Source organism: Streptomyces sp. NBC_00237 (assembly GCF_026342435.1).
Lineage (GTDB): Bacteria > Actinomycetota > Actinomycetes > Streptomycetales > Streptomycetaceae > Streptomyces.
The window spans coordinates 859,199-874,910 of record NZ_JAPEMT010000001.1; the positions used below are offsets into that span (position 1 = coordinate 859,199).

Here is a 15,712-nt window from a genome sequence, read left to right on the forward strand (position 1 = left end):
GGTGGCTCGGTGGAACAGTCGGTCGCAGAAATGCTGACGGTGTGTCAGATAACTTTGAGGGCGGTGGACTTCAGTGGAGTTCGGTCTCTTCGTGCAGGGTTACGTGCCTGCCGCGCGTGCCAAGGTCGACCCCGAGGCGGAGCACAAGGCTCTGATCGAGGAGACCGAGTACGTCATTCAGGCGGACAAGTCGGGGTTCAAGTACGCGTGGGCGAGCGAGCACCACTTCCTGGAGGAGTACTCGCACCTGTCGGCGAACGACGTCTTCCTCGGGTATCTGGCGCATGCGACGGAGCGGATTCACCTGGGGTCGGGGATCTTCAATCCGCTGGCGCCGGTGAACCACCCCGTGAAGGTGGCGGAGAAGGTCGCCATGCTGGACCACCTGAGCGGGGGGCGGTTCGAGTTCGGGAGCGGGCGGGGGGCCGGGTCGCACGAGATCCTGGGGTTCATGCCGGGGATCACCGATATGAACCACACGAAGGAGATCTGGGAGGAGACGATCGCCGAGTTCCCCAAGATGTGGCTCCAGGACGAGTACGAGGGCTTCCAGGGCAAGCACTGGTCGCTGCCGCCGAGGAAGATCCTCCCGAAGCCGTACGGGAAGGCGCACCCGGCGATGTGGTACGCGGCCGGGTCTCCGTCGTCGTACGCGATGGCGGGGAAGAAGGGGCTGGGGGTGCTGGGGTTCAGCGTCCAGAAGGTCGCTGACATGGAGTGGGTCGTCGAGTCGTACAAGACGGCGGTGAAGGACGCGGAGCCGGTGGGGGCGTTCGTCAACGACAACGTCATGGTGACGTCGACCGCCATCTGTGCGGAGACGCACGAGAAGGCGGTGCAGGTGGCGGTGGACGGGGGGCTGAACTACCTTCAGTCGCTTCTCTTCCGGTACCACGACACGTTTCCCCGGCCGGAGGGGATTCCGGAGTGGCCGGAGCTTCTGCCGGAGTACAGCGAGGAGATCATCGAGCTCTTGATCGCGGAGGAGCTGATGATCTGTGGGGATCCCGACGAAGTGCTGAAGCAGTGCAAGCGGTGGGAGCAGGCGGGGGCGGACCAGTTGTCCTTCGGGCTGCCGATCGGGGTGTCGCCCGAGGACACGATGAACACGATCCGGTTGATCGGGGAGAACGTGATTCCGAAGATCGACACGGATCCCGTGCACAGGACCTCGCGGATGCGGCAGGGGTAGTTCGCTTCCCTGCGGGGTGGGCGGGGCTGGGGTTGCCGCCGTGGGCTCCGCCCCCGGGCCCCCGGCCCGCTTCGGCGGGAGGTGTGCCCCTGTCCCTTCCCCAAGCTCTCCACTTCGTTCGAGCAGGGAGATCCCACCCTTCACCTGAAGCGCTCGCCGCGCGGCTGTCCCGGTGTACGTGCGGGTGCGTCGTGGCTGGTCGCGCAGTTCCCCGCGCCCCTGAGATGCCCCTGCGGGGCATCGTCGGGGGCGCGGGCAGACGGAGCCCGCCCCGAAGAGGACACTTCCCCCGAAAGGACGCCCATGCTCGACCACCTCATCCGTAACGCCACCCTCGTGGACGGCACCGGGGCCCCCTCGCGCCCCGCCGACCTCGGCATCCGCGACGGGCGGATAGCCAGGATCGCCGCGCCCGGCGGCATCGAGGAGGAGGCCCGTACCGAAGAGGACGCCACCGGACTCGTCCTCGCCCCCGGCTTCGTCGACCCCCACACCCACTACGACGCCCAGCTCTTCTGGGACCCGTACGCCACCCCCTCCCTCAACCACGGCGTCACCACCGTCGCGGGCGGCAACTGCGGCTTCACCCTGGCGCCCCTCCACCCCGACCGCCCCGAGGACGCCGACTACACCCGCCGCATGATGTCCAAGGTCGAGGGGATGGCTCTCGCCGCACTCGAAGAAGGCGTCGAGTGGTCCTGGTCGTCCTTCGCCGAGTACCTCGACGCCCTCGAAGGCCGGATAGCCGTCAACGCGGGCTTCATGGTGGGACATTGCGCGCTCCGGCGTTACGTCATGGGCCCCGACGCCGTCACCGACCGCCAGCCCACCAAGGCCGAACTCACCGAGATCGTCAGGCTGTTGCACGAAGCCATGGACGCCGGAGCCTGGGGCTTCTCCACCACCCAGTCCTCCACCCACTCCGACGGCGACGGGAAACCCGTCGCCTCGCGCCACGCCCGCCCCGCCGAACTCCTCGCCCTCAGCAAGGCAGTCGGCGAACACGAAGGCACCCAGATCGAGGCCATCGTCGCGGGCTGCCTCGACCAGTTCGACGACGACGAGATCGACCTCTTCGTCGAGATGAGCGCCGCCGCGGGCCGGCCCCTCAACTGGAACGTCCTCACCATCGACGCCGCCGTCCCCGAACGCGTCCCCCGCCAGCTCGTCCCCAGCGAGCGCGCCCGCAAGGCCGGTGGCAGGATCGTCGCGCTGACCATGCCGATCCTCACGCCCATGAACATGTCGCTGGGCACCTTCTGCGCCCTCAACCTCATCCCCGGCTGGGGCGAGATCCTGTCCCTTCCCGTGCCGGAGCGCATGGCCAGGCTCCGCGACCCCGACGTACGCGCGGAGATGCTCCGCCGCGCCGACTCCAAGGAGGCCGGAGTCTTCCGCCGCCTCGCCGACTTCGGGCGCTACGTCATCGGGGACACGTACAGCAGGGAGAACGAGGGCGTCAGCGGTCGCGTCGTCAACGACATCGCCGCCGAACGCGGCCAGGACCCCTTCGCCTGCCTCGTCGAGATCTGCTGCAACGACGACCTGCGCACCGTCCTGTGGCCCATGCCCACCGACAACGACCCCGACTCCTGGGCCCTGCGCCGCGCGACCTGGACCCACGAGGACGTCATGCTGGGCGGCTCCGACGCCGGCGCCCACCTGGACCGCATGTGCGGAGCCCCGTACACGACCCGCTTCCTCGGCGACTGCCTGCGCGGGCGCAGGCTCCTCCCCCTGGAACAGGCCGTCAAGATGCTCACCGACGACCCCGCCCAGCTCTTCGGCCTGCGCGAACGCGGTCGCATCGCCGAGGGCTTCCACGCGGACCTCGTCCTCTTCGACCCCGAGCGCATCGACGCGGGCCCCGCCACGCTCGTCCACGACCTGCCCGGCGACAGCCCCCGCCTGGACTCCAAGGCGCTCGGCATCGTGAGCGTCCGCGTCAACGGAGTCGAGACGATACGCGACGACCAGGTCACCGGCGCGGTCCCGGGGACCGTCCTGCGCTCGGGCCGCGACACGAGGACGGTGAGCACCAAGTGACGCGCAAGCAAAGGCTGTTGATCGGCGGCGAGTGGGTCGAGCCCGCCGCAGGACACTACGAGGTGATCAACCCCGCCACCGAGGAAGTCGTCGGCCTCGCCCCCGAGGCGAGCAGGCAGCAGGTGTACGAAGCGGCCGACGCCGCCCGCGAGGCATTCCGGAGCTGGTCCCGTACGAAACCGGAGGAGCGCGCGGCCGTCCTCGACCGGGCGGCGGACATCGTCCGGCGGGAGTCGGAGGCGTACGCGCAGCTCGCGCAGGCCGAGACCGGTGCCACTACCGGCACCGCACGCGGCATGCAGGTCGCGGTCGGCGAGGCGCGCTTCCGGCGGTACGCGAAGGGTGCGCTGGAGCCGACCGAGACGGCCATCGCACCGCAGATCAACGCGGCCGGGCCGATGGGCAAGGCAGGGGTCTTCGGTGCGCTCGAAGTACGGCAGCCGGTCGGCGTCGTCACCTGCATCACCTCGTACAACAACCCCTGGGCCAACCCGTCGGGGAAGATCGCGCCCGCCCTCGCCATGGGCAACACCGTGCTGGTGAAGCCCGCCCCGCAGGACCCGCTGTCCGTCTTCAGAATGGCGGAGGCGCTGACGGAGGCGGGGCTTCCGCCGGGGGTGGTCAACGTCGTCAACGGGGCGGCGGTCGGTGTCGGCGAGGCGGCCGTCGACTCGCCCTCCGTCGACATGGTCAGCTTCACCGGGAGCACCGGGGTCGGGCAGCGCATCGCGGAGGTCTGCGGGCGCGGCATGAAGCGGCAGCTGATGGAGCTGGGCGGGAAGGGGGCCGCGCTCGTCTTCGAGGACGCGGACCTCGACTCGGCGGCGACGGGGATCGGTACGACCTTCTCCTTCTACAGCGGGCAGATCTGTACGGCACCGACCCGGGTGGTGGTCCAACGGGGCGTGTACGAGGCCCTGGTGGAGAGGCTCCGGACGTACGTCGGGTATCTGAAGGTCGGCGACCCGACCGCTGCGGGGACCGTCGTCGGACCGGTCATCTCGGCGGCCCACCGCGACCGCGTCGAGTCGTACGTCGAACTGGGGAAGAAGGAGGGCGCGAGGCTCGTCGCGGGCGGCGAGCGTCCGGCCCTGGACCGGGGTTTCTACGTCGCCCCGACCCTCTTCGCCGACTGCACCAACGACATGCGGATCGTCCGCGAGGAGATCTTCGGTCCGGTCGTCGTGGTCGTCCCCTTCGACGACGAGGAGGAGGGGATCGCCCTCGCCAACGACAGCGACTACGGGCTGATCGACTACGTCTGGTCGGGGGACGTCTCCCGCGCCTTCCGGGTCGCCCGACGGCTGCGCGCGGGCGGCGTCGGCATCAACACCGTCGGCCGCAACATGGAGGCCCCCTTCGGCGGCTTCAAGCGGAGCGGCGTGGGCCGCGACGTCGGCTCGTACGCCCTGCACGCCTACAGCGAGGTGCAGGCGGTGGTCTGGCCGGGGTGAGGGGAGCGCGTCCCGGTGTCCCTCCCGCCCCACGGGAAATTTTGAAACCGGACATACCGGGCCGACCTACGGTTTCCGCATTCCGGTGGCACGCCCCCAACCCATCATTCCGAAGGCGCGGAGGTCGCCACACCCGCCAAACCATCCCCCAAAAGGGGGCATCACCCCCTTCAACTCAAGGAAGCAGTACCGGACTTTTCCCTTCCGGATGTGGAAAACGCAGCATCTAACGTCCCTCCCATGACACAGGTGGAATCGAAGCCGCAGGCCGGAGACCCGGTAAGGGGCGTCCCCGAGGGGGCACCCCCGCGCACATCAGGCACCGGTACCAAGACCGGCACCGGCACCCCCGACGGCGTCCGCGACAAGGGCCTCGGCGGGAACTCCGTCGGCCTGCTCGGCAGCGCCGTCATCGGCATCTCCACCGTCGCCCCCGTCTACTGCCTGACCTCCACGCTCGGCTCCACCGCCGGCGAGGTCGGCCTCCAGATGCCCGCGATCTTCCTCGCCGGGTTCCTGCCGATGCTCCTCGTCGCCTTCGCGTACCGCGAGCTCAACCGCGTCATGCCCGACTGCGGCACCTCCTTCACCTGGACCGTGAAGGCGTTCGGCCCCCGCGTCGGCTGGATGTGCGGCTGGGGCCTGGTCGTGGCGACGATCATCGTCCTGTCCAACCTCGCGGGCGTCGCCACCTCGTACTTCTGGCTCCTCGCGGGCGAGCTCACGGGCAGCGAGAAGATCGCCGCCCTGGAGGACGACAGAGCCGTCCACATCCTCACCTGCCTCGCCCTCATCGCCTTCGCGACGCTGGTCAGCTACCGGGGCATGACCGCCACGAAGGGCGTCCAGTACGCCCTCGTCGGCCTCCAGCTCGCGGTCCTCGTGCTCTTCGTCGTGATGGCGTTCAGCAAGGCGGGCAGCGACCTGCCCGAGTTCGCGGGCGGCCTCGACTTCTCGTGGTCGTGGTTCAACCCCTTCTCGGTCGGCTCCTTCGCCGCCTTCACCGCGGGCCTCTCCCTGTCGATCTTCATGTACTGGGGCTGGGACGCCTGCCTGACCGCGAACGAGGAGACCACCGGCAGCGAGAAGACGCCGGGCCGCGCCGCCCTCGTCGCGATGGTCGTCCTGGTCGGCTCCTACCTGGCCACCGCCGTTGCCGCGCAGCTGGCCGTCGGCTCCGGCGACAAGGGCCTCGGCCTCGGAAACCCGGACACCTCCGACAACGTCTTCGCCGCCCTGGCCGGACCCGTGATGGGCCCGGTCCTCGGCATCCTGCTCTTCGTCGCGGTCCTGGCCTCCGCCACCGCGAGCCTCCAGACGACCTTCATCCCGGTCGCCCGTACGGTCCTCGCGATGTCCGCGTACGAGGCCCTGCCCGCCTCGTACTCCCGCGTCCACCCGCGCTTCAAGAGCCCCGGCCGCGCGACCGTCCACGCGGGCGTCGCCACCGGCGTCTTCTATACGGTCATGACGCTGGTCAGCGAGCACGTCCTCGTCGACACGATCTACGCGCTCGGCCTCATGATCTGCTTCTACTACGCGCTGACGTCCTTCGCCTGCGCCTGGTACTTCCGGCGCGACCTCACCAGCTCCCTCCGCGACGCCTTCTTCAAGGGCGTCTTCCCGATCCTCGGTGGCGTGCTCCTCGCCGCCGTCTTCGCCAAGACCCTCTACGACATGTGGGATCCCGCCTACGGCAGCGGCTCGTCCGTCTTCGGCGTCGGCTCGGTCTTCGTGATCGGCGTCGGCCTGCTCCTCGTCGGCTTCGTGCTCATGCTGCTGATGCGGCGCCGCAGCCCGGCCTTCTTCCGGGGCGAGGTCCTCACGAAGGACACCCCGGCGCTGGTCGTCGCCGACTGAGCACGAGGAATCCTCATCCGGCCGTCCGCAGGAACACCGGGTTGCTGAGCGCGACGAGCGCACCGGGCAGCCCGGGGACGGCCGGGGGGCGGCGGACCTCCGCCCGCACGTAGGAGGCGTACGAGGTCGTGGTCGCCCACTCCAGGCCGCCGGACGGCCCCGTCCGTACGGTCCCCTGGTCGGTGACCAGATGGGTGGTGCAGTCGGGGGCCGCGCCCGTGACCGTCAGCCGTACGGTGACGGGGGAGGCGGCCGGGGCGGTGAGCCGCCCGCCCAGGGTGGCGGTGCGCCCCCGGGAGTCGGCGACGGTGAGCCCGAGGGAGACCGCCGAGGACTCGGCGACGTACGAACGCCCGGCCCGGATACCGGCGAGCAGCGCCTCGCGGGACAGGTCGTCGGCGAGGACGACGGTCTGCGGATGCCCGACCCGGTCGGGGTCGCGATGGGCGTCGCTGTTGCCCATGGCCGGAGTCCAACGCCCCCCGTGCATGAGGGACTTGTCCCACATCTGCACGGAGACTTCGTCGTCCGGGGTGTACGGCCCGTTCCACACCTCCACCGCGTCGGCGTCACCGAACCCGAACTGCCAGCCGCACCCCAGGCAGTTGGCGTGCGGATGGGCGGGTACGACGATCCCGCCCGCCTTGCGGATCTCGCGGGCGAAACGCGGGAAGCGCTGGTCGCGGGCCCGGTAACGCCAGTCGGTGTGGGTCCCCGGGTCGGTCCCCAGGGCCAGCACGTGACCATTGCGGGTGGTGGCCTCCTCACCGGTGAGGATGAGCAGGTCGTCGCCCCACAGCCCACCCCAATGGGCGTGCGAGGACGGTGTGTTGTGCTCGGTCGTGGTGATGAAGTCCAGCCCGGCCGCACGTGCGAGAGCGGCGATCTCGGCGGGGGTGCGGCGTCCGTCCGAGTGGACGGAGTGCAGATGACAGTCCCCCCGGTACCAGGCCCGGCCGCGCCCCTCGGCCCGGGAGGGCGGATGGACCGGGCGGGGGGTGGGTGCGGTGGGCCCCGGGGTGAGGGTGATGGTCACGCTGTACGGCAGCCCCTGGGGCGCGACGGTGTACGGCGCGAGGGCGATGTGCCAGGTGCCGGGCCGGACGGGCCCGGGAAGATACCCGGGCGTCGCTTCGTCCCCCCGCAGGAAGAATTCCGTACGGGCCCCGCCCGACCACCCCCGGAACCCCCGCCCGCCGAGGGCGGTGCCGCGCTCGTCGAAGATGCCGATGTCGAGGGCGTTGCCGGGCGTGCCGGGGGGCGGGGCAGGCCGCTCGTACGCGTACGAGACGCGCAACTCCCTGATTCCACGCGGTACTTGCACGGGCAGATGCACGAAGTCGGGCGCACCGGGCGGAAGCGTCCCTGTGACGGTCCGCGTCAGCACCTCCGTCGCCCCCGTCGCCCCCGACGGCCCCAGCAGCCCTGGCGGCCCCGGAGCCCCACCCTCTCCCGCCGCTCTCGCGAAGCTCACGGGGGCGAGGGTGAGGACGGCTGCGGCACCGGCGGTGAAGAGCGCGCGGCGGCTGGTCCTTGGCTCTGTTTCCGTCATGGGTGAGGAGGGTGCCCGGCTCAGGTGGCGCGGCGGTTGCGGCGTACCAGATAGAGGATGACGAGCACGATCAGGATCACGACGACCACGCCGACGACGATCCCGATGAGCTTGCCCAGCTTCCCCTTCGTGCTCTTCTTTTTCTTCTTCGGCTTGGGCCGGGATTCGGCGGCGTGCACGGTCTGCGCCTGCTCACCCGTGGCGACCGCTGTGGCGGAGGGGACGTGGGAGGTGGAGACCGTCGCCGTGGTGCTGCGGGGTGCGGCTGCGGCCGTGGAGAGGGAGAGCGCGGGCGCGCCCAGGAAGAGGGTGCCCGCGAGGAGGAAGGTGGTGGTGGTCCTGGTGCTGATGCGCATGGTGGGGCGCCTTTCCCCGTGTGGGCCGGATGCGGACCGGCTGGACCGGAGCCCTGCGGACCCTCGGCTTTCGGAACCGTACGCCGTAGCGTGAGGCGGCTACCAGGTTCCCGACCGAGGAGTTTGTATGCGGGTTTCGGCCACGATCTTCCTGACCGACGAGACGATCACGCCGGTGCGTCTGGCGCGGGAGCTGGAGGAGCGGGGGTTCGCCGGGCTCTACCTCCCGGAGCACACGCACATTCCAGTGGGCCGGGAGACGGCGTACCCGGCGGGCGGGGACCTGCCGCGCGAATACGGGCGCACGCTCGACCCGTTCGTCGCGCTGGGGCAGGCGGCGGCGGTGACGGAGCGGCTGGGGCTCGGTACGGGAGTCACTCTCGTCGCCCAGCACGACCCGATCGGCCTCGCGAAGCAGGTGGCGACGCTGGACCACCTCTCGGGGGGCCGTTTCACGCTGGGCCTGGGCTTCGGGTGGAACAAGGAGGAGGCGGCGGACCACGGGGTGGAGTGGCGGACGCGGAGGGCGCTGGGGCGGGACAGGGTCGGGCTGATGCGGGCGCTGTGGGCACCGGAACCGACGGCGTACGAGGGGGAGTTCGGCTCGGTCCGGGCGAGTGAGGCGCACCCGAAGCCGGGGGGCGGGGCGCCGCGCATCCTGCTGGGCGGGGCGGCGGGACCGAGGCTCTTCGCGGACGTCGCGGCGTACGCGGACGGGTGGATGCCGATCGGGGGCCGGGGGCTGGGCGAGGCGATCCCGGTGCTGCGGAGGGTGTGGGAGGAGGCGGGACGGGACCCGAAGGGGCTTCAGGTGGTGCCGTACGCGGTGCTGCCGAGTGGGGGGAAGCTGGGGCGGTACGGGGAGTTGGGGGTGGAGGAGGTGGTGGTGCAGTTGCCTCCGGCGGGGGAGGGGGAGGTGCTGGGGGTACTGGACGAGTACGCCCAGTACGTGTGACCTCGGCGCTCCCTTCCCGCTGGGGCTGGGGGCGCCCCGTTAGGGGCGCGGGGCTGTGTCACTGTGCGGCTCCGCCGCAGGTGCGCTCCCGGCTCCGCTGGGGTCGGGCGGGACGTGCCCCCTTAGGGGCGCGGGGAACTGCGCGCCCAGCCCCCACGCACCCGCACATCCCCACCCCAAGCCTCGCGAGTTTAGGTGAAGGATGGGGTCTCCCCTGCTCGAACGAAGTTGAGAGCTTGGGGAAGGGTCTGGGGCAGCCCGCCGCAGGCGCACCGGGGTGCGGCGCACCCATCGGGCGGGGTAACGGCGGGGCGGCTCCGGGGTGGGCCCGGAGCGAGGGGGGCCGCCCCCTTGCCCGCCCGTCCCGCCCCCGGGGGGCGGCCCCGCCGCCCAAGGAGGCTAGGCGGAAGCCCCGCCGCCCAAGGAGGCTAGGCGGAAGCCCCGCCGCCCAAGGGGGCTGGGCGGAGGCGAAGGGGGTGGCGCCACCGCCCAGGGAGGCTAGGCAAAGGCACCGCCCAGGGAGGCTGGGCGGAGGAGGCCCCCCGCCCCGGGAGGGTGGGGGAGCGAGGGGCGGGCCCCCTGTCCGGAGGGGTGAGGTGGAGGCGGCGTCAGGGGGCCAGCCCCGGTTCGGCGTGGAGGGACAGAGGGATGGCGGGCATCGGCCCGTGCGGCCCCGCGTCCCGGTACACCACCGGCATCCCGTGGAAAGCCCCCACCCCCTCCGCAGGCATCAGCACCGCCCCCATCGCATCCCACCGCCCGATCTCACACCCGTTCGTCCGCGAGAACCGGGCATCCACCGCCCGCCCCGCCCACGTCCCCCTGATCCGCCCCACCGCCGGCCCCCCGTACTGCTCCGTGCAGAGCGCGTCGTCCGGCACCGGGGCGAACGGATCCTCGCCCCACACGGTCACCTCGTCCAGGTGGTCGCAGGCGAGCTGCGGCCACGGGTGACTGCCGCCCGCCGGATGACAGGTCAGCTCCCACGTGCCGTCGTGCTCGGGGTTCCCGGACCGCGAGACCGACACGACGAGACGGTCCTCACCGGTGGGCGGTTCGGCCTGCGCGGGCGCGGTCCCCCCGAGCACGGCGAGCAGAGGAAGCACGGAAGCGACGAATCGGCGTGACATGCGGGGCTCCTGAAGGACGGCGGAGATGTGCCCCGTCTAACGCCCCCACGCCCCGGATGTCACGTACGCGTCGAACGTATCCTCGGGGGATGACCAGCTCCGCAGCGCAGCCCACCAGCCAAGGTCCCACGGACAACGCGATGCGGCGTGCCCTCAAACGCGCCCGTGACGGCGTTGCCCTCGACGTCACCGAGGCCGCCGTCCTCCTTCAGGCGCGCGGCGAGAACCTGAAGGACCTCTCCGCCTCCGCCGCCCGCGTGCGCGACGCCGGGCTGGCGGCCGCCGGTCGCCCCGGCGTCATCACGTACTCCAAAAAGGTCTTCATCCCCCTCACCCGCCTCTGCCGCGACAAGTGCCACTACTGCACCTTCGTCACCGTCCCCGGCAAGCTCCGCCGCGCCGGTCACGGCATGTACCTGTCCCCCGACGAGGTCCTCGACATCGCGCGCCAGGGCGCCGAGATGGGCTGCAAAGAGGCCCTGTTCACGCTCGGCGACCGCCCCGAGGAGCGCTGGCCGGAGGCCCGCGAGTGGCTGGAGGCGGAGGGCTACGACGACACCCTCGCCTACGTCCGCGCCATGGCGATCCGCGTACTGGAAGAGACGGGCCTCCTCCCGCACCTCAACCCGGGTGTCATGACCTGGACCGAACTCCAGCGCCTGAAGCCCGTCGCACCCTCCATGGGCATGATGCTGGAGACCACGGCGACCCGCCTGTGGAGCGAGCCCGGCGGGCCGCACTACGGCTCCCCGGACAAGGAGCCCGCCGTCCGCCTGCGCGCGCTCGAAGACGCGGGCCGCTCCAACGTCCCCTTCACCACCGGCATCCTGATCGGCATCGGCGAGGACTTCGAGGAGCGCGCGGACTCCCTCTTCGCGCTGCGCAAGACCGCCCGCGCCTACCACGGCATCCAGGAAGTGATCGTCCAGAACTTCCGCGCCAAGCCGGACACGGCCATGGGCAGGATGCCGGACGCCGAGCTCGAAGAACTCGCGGCCACCATCGCCGTCGCCCGCCACATCCTCGGCCCGTCCGCCCGCATCCAGGCCCCGCCGAACCTCGTCGACGAGGAGTACGCCCTGATCGTGGGCGCGGGCATCGACGACTGGGGCGGGGTCTCTCCGCTGACCCCCGACCACGTCAACCCCGAGCGCCCCTGGCCGCACATCGACGAACTCGCCGCGAAGACGGCCGAGTCGGGCTTCGACCTCCGCGAACGCCTCACCGTCTACCCGGAGTTCATCCAGCGCGGCGAGCCCTGGCTCGACCCCCGCATCGTCCCCCACGTCGCCGCCCTCGCCGACCCTGAGACAGGTCTCGCCCGTACGGACGTGAAGCCCGTCGGCACCCCCTGGCAGGAGCCCGACGAGACGTTCACCGCGTCCTCCACCGGCCGCACGGACCTCCACCGCACCATCGACACCACCGGCCGCACCGGCGACCGCCGCAACGACTTCGACGCGGTGTACGGCGACTGGGAGGCCCTGCGCGAGGCCGCCGCGCCCGGCATGGTGCCGTCCCCGATGTCGGGCGACCTGACCCGCATCGACGGCGAGCTGAAGGCCGCCCTCTCCCAAGCGGCAGCGGACCCGACGAAGTTGACGGACGCTCAGGCCCTCGCGCTCCTCCACGCCGACGGGCCCGCCCTCGACGAGCTGTGCCGCATCGCCGACACCCTGCGCCGCGACGTGGTCGGCGACGACGTCACGTACATCGTCACGCGCAACATCAACTTCACCAATGTCTGCTACACCGGCTGCCGCTTCTGCGCCTTCGCCCAGCGCCGCACCGACGCCGACGCCTACACCCTCTCGCTCGACCAGGTCGCCGACCGGGCCGCCCAGGCGTGGGACGTCGGCGCGGTCGAGGTCTGCATGCAGGGCGGCATCCACCCGGACCTGCCGGGCACGGCGTACTTCGACATCGCGAAGGCGGTACGGGAACGCGTGCCGGGCATGCACGTGCACGCCTTCTCTCCGATGGAGGTCGTCAACGGGGCGACCCGCACCGGGCTTTCCTTCCGCGAGTGGCTGACCGCCGCCAAGGAGGCGGGACTCGGCTCCATCCCCGGCACCGCCGCCGAGATCCTGGACGACGAGGTCCGGTGGATCCTCACCAAGGGCAAGCTGCCGACCGCCGAGTGGATCGACGTCATCAAGACGGCGCACGAGGTGGGACTCCGCTCCTCGTCCACGATGATGTACGGGCACGTGGACCAGCCCCGCCACTGGCTCGGCCACCTGCGCACGCTGGCCCGCATCCAGCAGGAGACGGGTGGCTTCACGGAGTTCGTGACGCTGCCCTTCATCCACACCAACGCGCCCGTCTACCTGGCCGGGATCGCCCGCCCCGGCCCGACGGTCCGCGACAACCGGGCCGTCACCGCCATGGCCCGCCTCCTGCTCCACCCGTACATCACCAACATCCAGACGAGTTGGGTGAAGCTGGGTGCGGAGGGCGCGGCGGAGATGCTGCGCTCGGGGGCGAACGACCTCGGCGGGACGCTGATGGAGGAGACGATCTCCCGCATGGCCGGTTCGAGTTACGGCTCGTACCGCTCCATCCAGGACCTGATCGCCATCGCGGACGCGGCGGGCCGCCCGTCGAAACCGCGTACGACGCTGTACGGAGAGGTGCCGCAGGAGCGCGTCGACGCCGCGCACGCCTCGGACGGTCATCTTCCGGAACTGCTTCCGGTGCTGGGGGACTGACCCGGAACCACGGCTCGGGCAGGGGCGTCGTCGCTGGTGCGGCGGCGCCCTTCGCCGTGCCCGGGGCGTCTGGGAACCCTCCGGCGTGCCCGGCATCAACAAAGCGTAAAGATTGCCGGGATCGGGCAATGTCGAATGTCAGTGCCGTGTGCGAAGGTTCAGACAGTTCAGGGAAGTCGCAGATTCGGCGTTCACGGGGGAAGGGGCACACATGACCTTGTTTCTCGGTCTCGGCACAGCAGGCGTCGCGCTGCTGCTCTTCGCGCTGGTCTTCGACGGAATACTGGAGGGCCTCTTCGGCGGATTCTCCGCACTGGAGGGCCTGTTCGACGGTCTCCTCTCGTTGCCGGTCGTCGCCGGATTCACGGCGATGCTCGGCTTCGCCGGGGCGATCGTGCTCGGTACGACGGGCCTGGGCGCCGGTGCCGCCACGGGGGTGGGCATCGTCGCCGGGCTTGTCGCCGCCTGGCTCACCTGGAAGCTCACCCGGGTGCTGATGCGCGACCAGACGGACGCGACACCGCGCGGCGAGGACCTGATCGGGACCTCCGGGTCGGTCGTCACCGCGATCCCGGCCGAGGGGTACGGGGAAGTGCTGGTCCACCTCGGCGGGCAGCCGGTGAAGTACGCGGCGAAGAGCGCGAATCCGGTGGCCCGGGGCGCGGACGTGTGGGTCGAGGCGAGCCTGTCGTCGACCTCTGTGTCCGTGCGGCCGATCGATCGCTGAGCGGCGGAGTACGGGCCGAACTCCGCGCGTGTGTCCGTGGGTGCGCTCACTGCCGGGGGCTCTGCCCCCGGACCCCGCTCCTCAATCGCCGGAGGGGCTGGGAATGTCCCGCCGGAGGCGCTGCAACTGTCCCGCCGGAGGGGCTGACATAACCGACCGCACAACCATCTCGGGGGATCGCCCATGAGTCCAGTCGTCATCGCCGTCGTCGGAGTCGTCGTACTCCTCGTCCTGATCGGCCTCGTCGTCGTCTCGCGCTACAAGGTCGCGGGTCCCAGCGAAGCGTTCATCATCACCGGGCGCCGAGGCAAGAAGTCCACCGATCCGGTCACCGGCCGGATCAGCACCGACAACAGCGGCCAGAAGGTCGTCGTCGGCGGCGGGGTCTTCGTCGTCCCGTTCGTGCAGCAGAAGTCCACGCTCGACCTGTCCAGCCGTCAGATCCCGATCTCGGTGCGCGGCGCGGTCACCCTGCGCGGTGTGAAGGCCAACCTCGAAGGCGTCGCCATCGTCAAGGTCGGCGGCAACGAGGACGCGATCCGGGCCGCCGCCCAGCGCTTCCTCCAGCAGCAGGGCCAGGTCAACAGCTTCACCCAGGAAGTGCTGTCCGGTGCACTGCGCGCCATCGTCGGCCGGATGTCGGTCGAGGACATCATCCGGGACCGGGCCGCGTTCGCCGGGCAGGTCGCCGAGGAGGCCGAGGCCAGCCTCTCCGGGCAGGGACTGGTCCTGGACGCCTTCCAGATCCACGACATCACCACCGAGGGCTCCTACCTGGAGGACCTGGGCCGCCCCGAGGCCGCCCGCGCCCGCCAGGAGGCCGACATCGCGGAGGCCATCGCCAAGCGGGCCTCCGAGCAGGCCCGGCTGAAGGCCGCCGAGGAAATCGCCATCGCCGAGCGGACCTACTACCTCAAGCAGGCCGAGATCCGCGTCGAGACCGAAGCGGCCGCCGCGAAGGCGAACGCGGCGGGTCCGCTCGCCGAGGCCGCCCGTCAGCAGGAGGTCCTCTCCGAGCAGGAGAAGGTCGCCCAGCGGCAGGCCGCCCTGACCGACCGCGAACTCGACACCAAGGTCCGCAAGCCCGCCGACGCCGCCCGCTACCAGGCCGAGCAGGAGGCCGAGGCGCGCAGGATCAGCCAGGTCAAGGAGGCCGAGGCGGACGCCGAGCGCTCCCGTCTGACCGGTGAGGGCGAGAAGCTGCGCCGTGCCGCGCTCGCCGCAGCCGTACGCATCGAGGGTGAGTCCGAGGCCGCGGCGATCGCCGCGAAGGGTTCGGCGGAGGCCGAGGCCATGCGGAAGAAGGCCGACGCGTTCGCCCAGTACGGGGACGCGGCCGTCATCCAGATGCTGGTGGAGGCGCTGCCGCAGGTCGTCGCGAAGGCGTCCGAGCCGCTCAGCGCCATCGGCAAGATGACGGTGATCTCCACGGACGGCGCCTCGCAGCTGTCGCGCACGGTCACCGACAACGTGGCGCAGGGCATGGAACTGCTCAGCTCCACCACCGGGGTGGACCTGGCGGCACTGCTGAAGGGGATCGCGCAGAAGGGCCCGAAGGCTCCCGGTTCTGATTCCGGCTCCGGTTTCGGTTCCGGGGACGTGGCCCCGCCGGAGGGCGCGGGTGCGGAGAACGGTCGGATTCCGATCACAGACTGAGTGAAGGTCCCCGCCCGACTGCACCCAACTGCACCCAATTACACATGAGTGACCGGCTTGTGGCTCTTTCTGA

The 15,712-nt window shown here is 71.0% G+C and carries 11 protein-coding genes; 8 read left to right on the plus strand and 3 right to left on the minus strand.

What is annotated here, in order from left to right:
- The first annotated feature begins 73 nt into the window (after positions 1-73).
- The 4 genes from OG897_RS03775 (at position 74) to OG897_RS03790 (ending at position 6,552) form a co-directional block, all read left to right on the plus strand.
- A complete protein-coding gene (locus OG897_RS03775) occupies positions 74-1,192 on the plus strand; it encodes an LLM class flavin-dependent oxidoreductase (RefSeq protein ID WP_266652856.1) in 1,119 nt (372 codons plus the stop codon).
- Between the two features lie 303 nt (positions 1,193-1,495).
- Entirely contained in the window at positions 1,496-3,238 is a 1,743-nt protein-coding gene (locus OG897_RS03780; protein ID WP_266652858.1) for an amidohydrolase family protein, read from the plus strand.
- Positions 3,235-4,692: an aldehyde dehydrogenase family protein gene (locus OG897_RS03785; RefSeq protein ID WP_266652860.1), complete on the plus strand. Its 1,458-nt coding sequence runs from the start codon at positions 3,235-3,237 to the stop codon at positions 4,690-4,692. Before OG897_RS03780 ends, OG897_RS03785 begins: the two co-directional genes overlap by 4 nt.
- A 240-nt stretch (positions 4,693-4,932) precedes the next feature.
- On the plus strand, positions 4,933-6,552 hold the full coding sequence (locus OG897_RS03790) for an APC family permease (RefSeq protein WP_266652862.1): 1,620 nt from the start codon (positions 4,933-4,935) through the stop codon (positions 6,550-6,552).
- A 13-nt stretch (positions 6,553-6,565) separates the two neighbouring features.
- Here the strand turns inward: OG897_RS03790 and OG897_RS03795 are convergent, their stop codons facing one another.
- The gene (locus OG897_RS03795; protein ID WP_266652864.1) at positions 6,566-8,104 is read right to left on the minus strand and encodes a CehA/McbA family metallohydrolase; all 1,539 of its coding nucleotides are present in this window, start codon (positions 8,102-8,104) and stop codon (positions 6,566-6,568) included.
- Between the two features lie 20 nt (positions 8,105-8,124).
- A complete protein-coding gene (locus OG897_RS03800) occupies positions 8,125-8,460 on the minus strand; it encodes a hypothetical protein (protein WP_266652866.1) in 336 nt (111 codons plus the stop codon).
- 127 nt (positions 8,461-8,587) lie between these two features.
- On the opposite strand from OG897_RS03800, the gene OG897_RS03805 reads away from it, so the two are divergent.
- Positions 8,588-9,415 (plus strand): LLM class F420-dependent oxidoreductase, encoded by an 828-nt coding sequence (locus OG897_RS03805; protein WP_266652868.1) that lies wholly within the window; start codon positions 8,588-8,590, stop codon positions 9,413-9,415.
- Between the two features lie 608 nt (positions 9,416-10,023).
- Here OG897_RS03805 and OG897_RS03810 read toward each other — a convergent pair.
- Entirely contained in the window at positions 10,024-10,545 is a 522-nt protein-coding gene (locus OG897_RS03810) for an SSI family serine proteinase inhibitor (RefSeq protein WP_266652870.1), read from the minus strand.
- An 89-nt stretch (positions 10,546-10,634) separates the two neighbouring features.
- Here OG897_RS03810 and OG897_RS03815 point away from each other — a divergent pair, with 89 nt between their 5' ends.
- From OG897_RS03815 to OG897_RS03825, 3 genes are all read left to right on the plus strand, one after another.
- Positions 10,635-13,256, plus strand: a complete 2,622-nt coding sequence (locus OG897_RS03815; RefSeq protein WP_266652872.1) for a bifunctional FO biosynthesis protein CofGH — start codon at positions 10,635-10,637, stop codon at positions 13,254-13,256.
- A gap of 211 nt (positions 13,257-13,467) precedes the next feature.
- Complete coding sequence (locus OG897_RS03820; RefSeq protein ID WP_266652874.1) at positions 13,468-13,983, plus strand: hypothetical protein; 516 nt, start codon at positions 13,468-13,470, stop codon at positions 13,981-13,983.
- 183 nt (positions 13,984-14,166) lie between these two features.
- A complete protein-coding gene (locus OG897_RS03825; RefSeq protein ID WP_266652876.1) occupies positions 14,167-15,639 on the plus strand; it encodes a flotillin family protein in 1,473 nt (490 codons plus the stop codon).
- The last annotated feature ends 73 nt before the right edge of the window (positions 15,640-15,712 follow it).

Excerpts from the sequence above, each read along its gene's own strand:
- OG897_RS03780 (WP_266652858.1), top strand. The coding sequence starts at position 1,496 with ATGCTCGACCACCTCATCCGTAACGCCACCCTCGTGGACGGCACCGGG.
- OG897_RS03790 (WP_266652862.1), top strand. The coding sequence starts at position 4,933 with ATGACACAGGTGGAATCGAAGCCGCAGGCCGGAGACCCGGTAAGGGGC.
- OG897_RS03795 (WP_266652864.1), bottom strand. The coding sequence starts at position 8,104 with ATGACGGAAACAGAGCCAAGGACCAGCCGCCGCGCGCTCTTCACCGCC.
- OG897_RS03800 (WP_266652866.1), bottom strand. The coding sequence starts at position 8,460 with ATGCGCATCAGCACCAGGACCACCACCACCTTCCTCCTCGCGGGCACC.
- OG897_RS03805 (WP_266652868.1), top strand. The coding sequence starts at position 8,588 with ATGCGGGTTTCGGCCACGATCTTCCTGACCGACGAGACGATCACGCCG.
- OG897_RS03810 (WP_266652870.1), bottom strand. The coding sequence starts at position 10,545 with ATGTCACGCCGATTCGTCGCTTCCGTGCTTCCTCTGCTCGCCGTGCTC.
- OG897_RS03815 (WP_266652872.1), top strand. The coding sequence starts at position 10,635 with ATGACCAGCTCCGCAGCGCAGCCCACCAGCCAAGGTCCCACGGACAAC.
- OG897_RS03820 (WP_266652874.1), top strand. The coding sequence starts at position 13,468 with ATGACCTTGTTTCTCGGTCTCGGCACAGCAGGCGTCGCGCTGCTGCTC.
- OG897_RS03825 (WP_266652876.1), top strand. The coding sequence starts at position 14,167 with ATGAGTCCAGTCGTCATCGCCGTCGTCGGAGTCGTCGTACTCCTCGTC.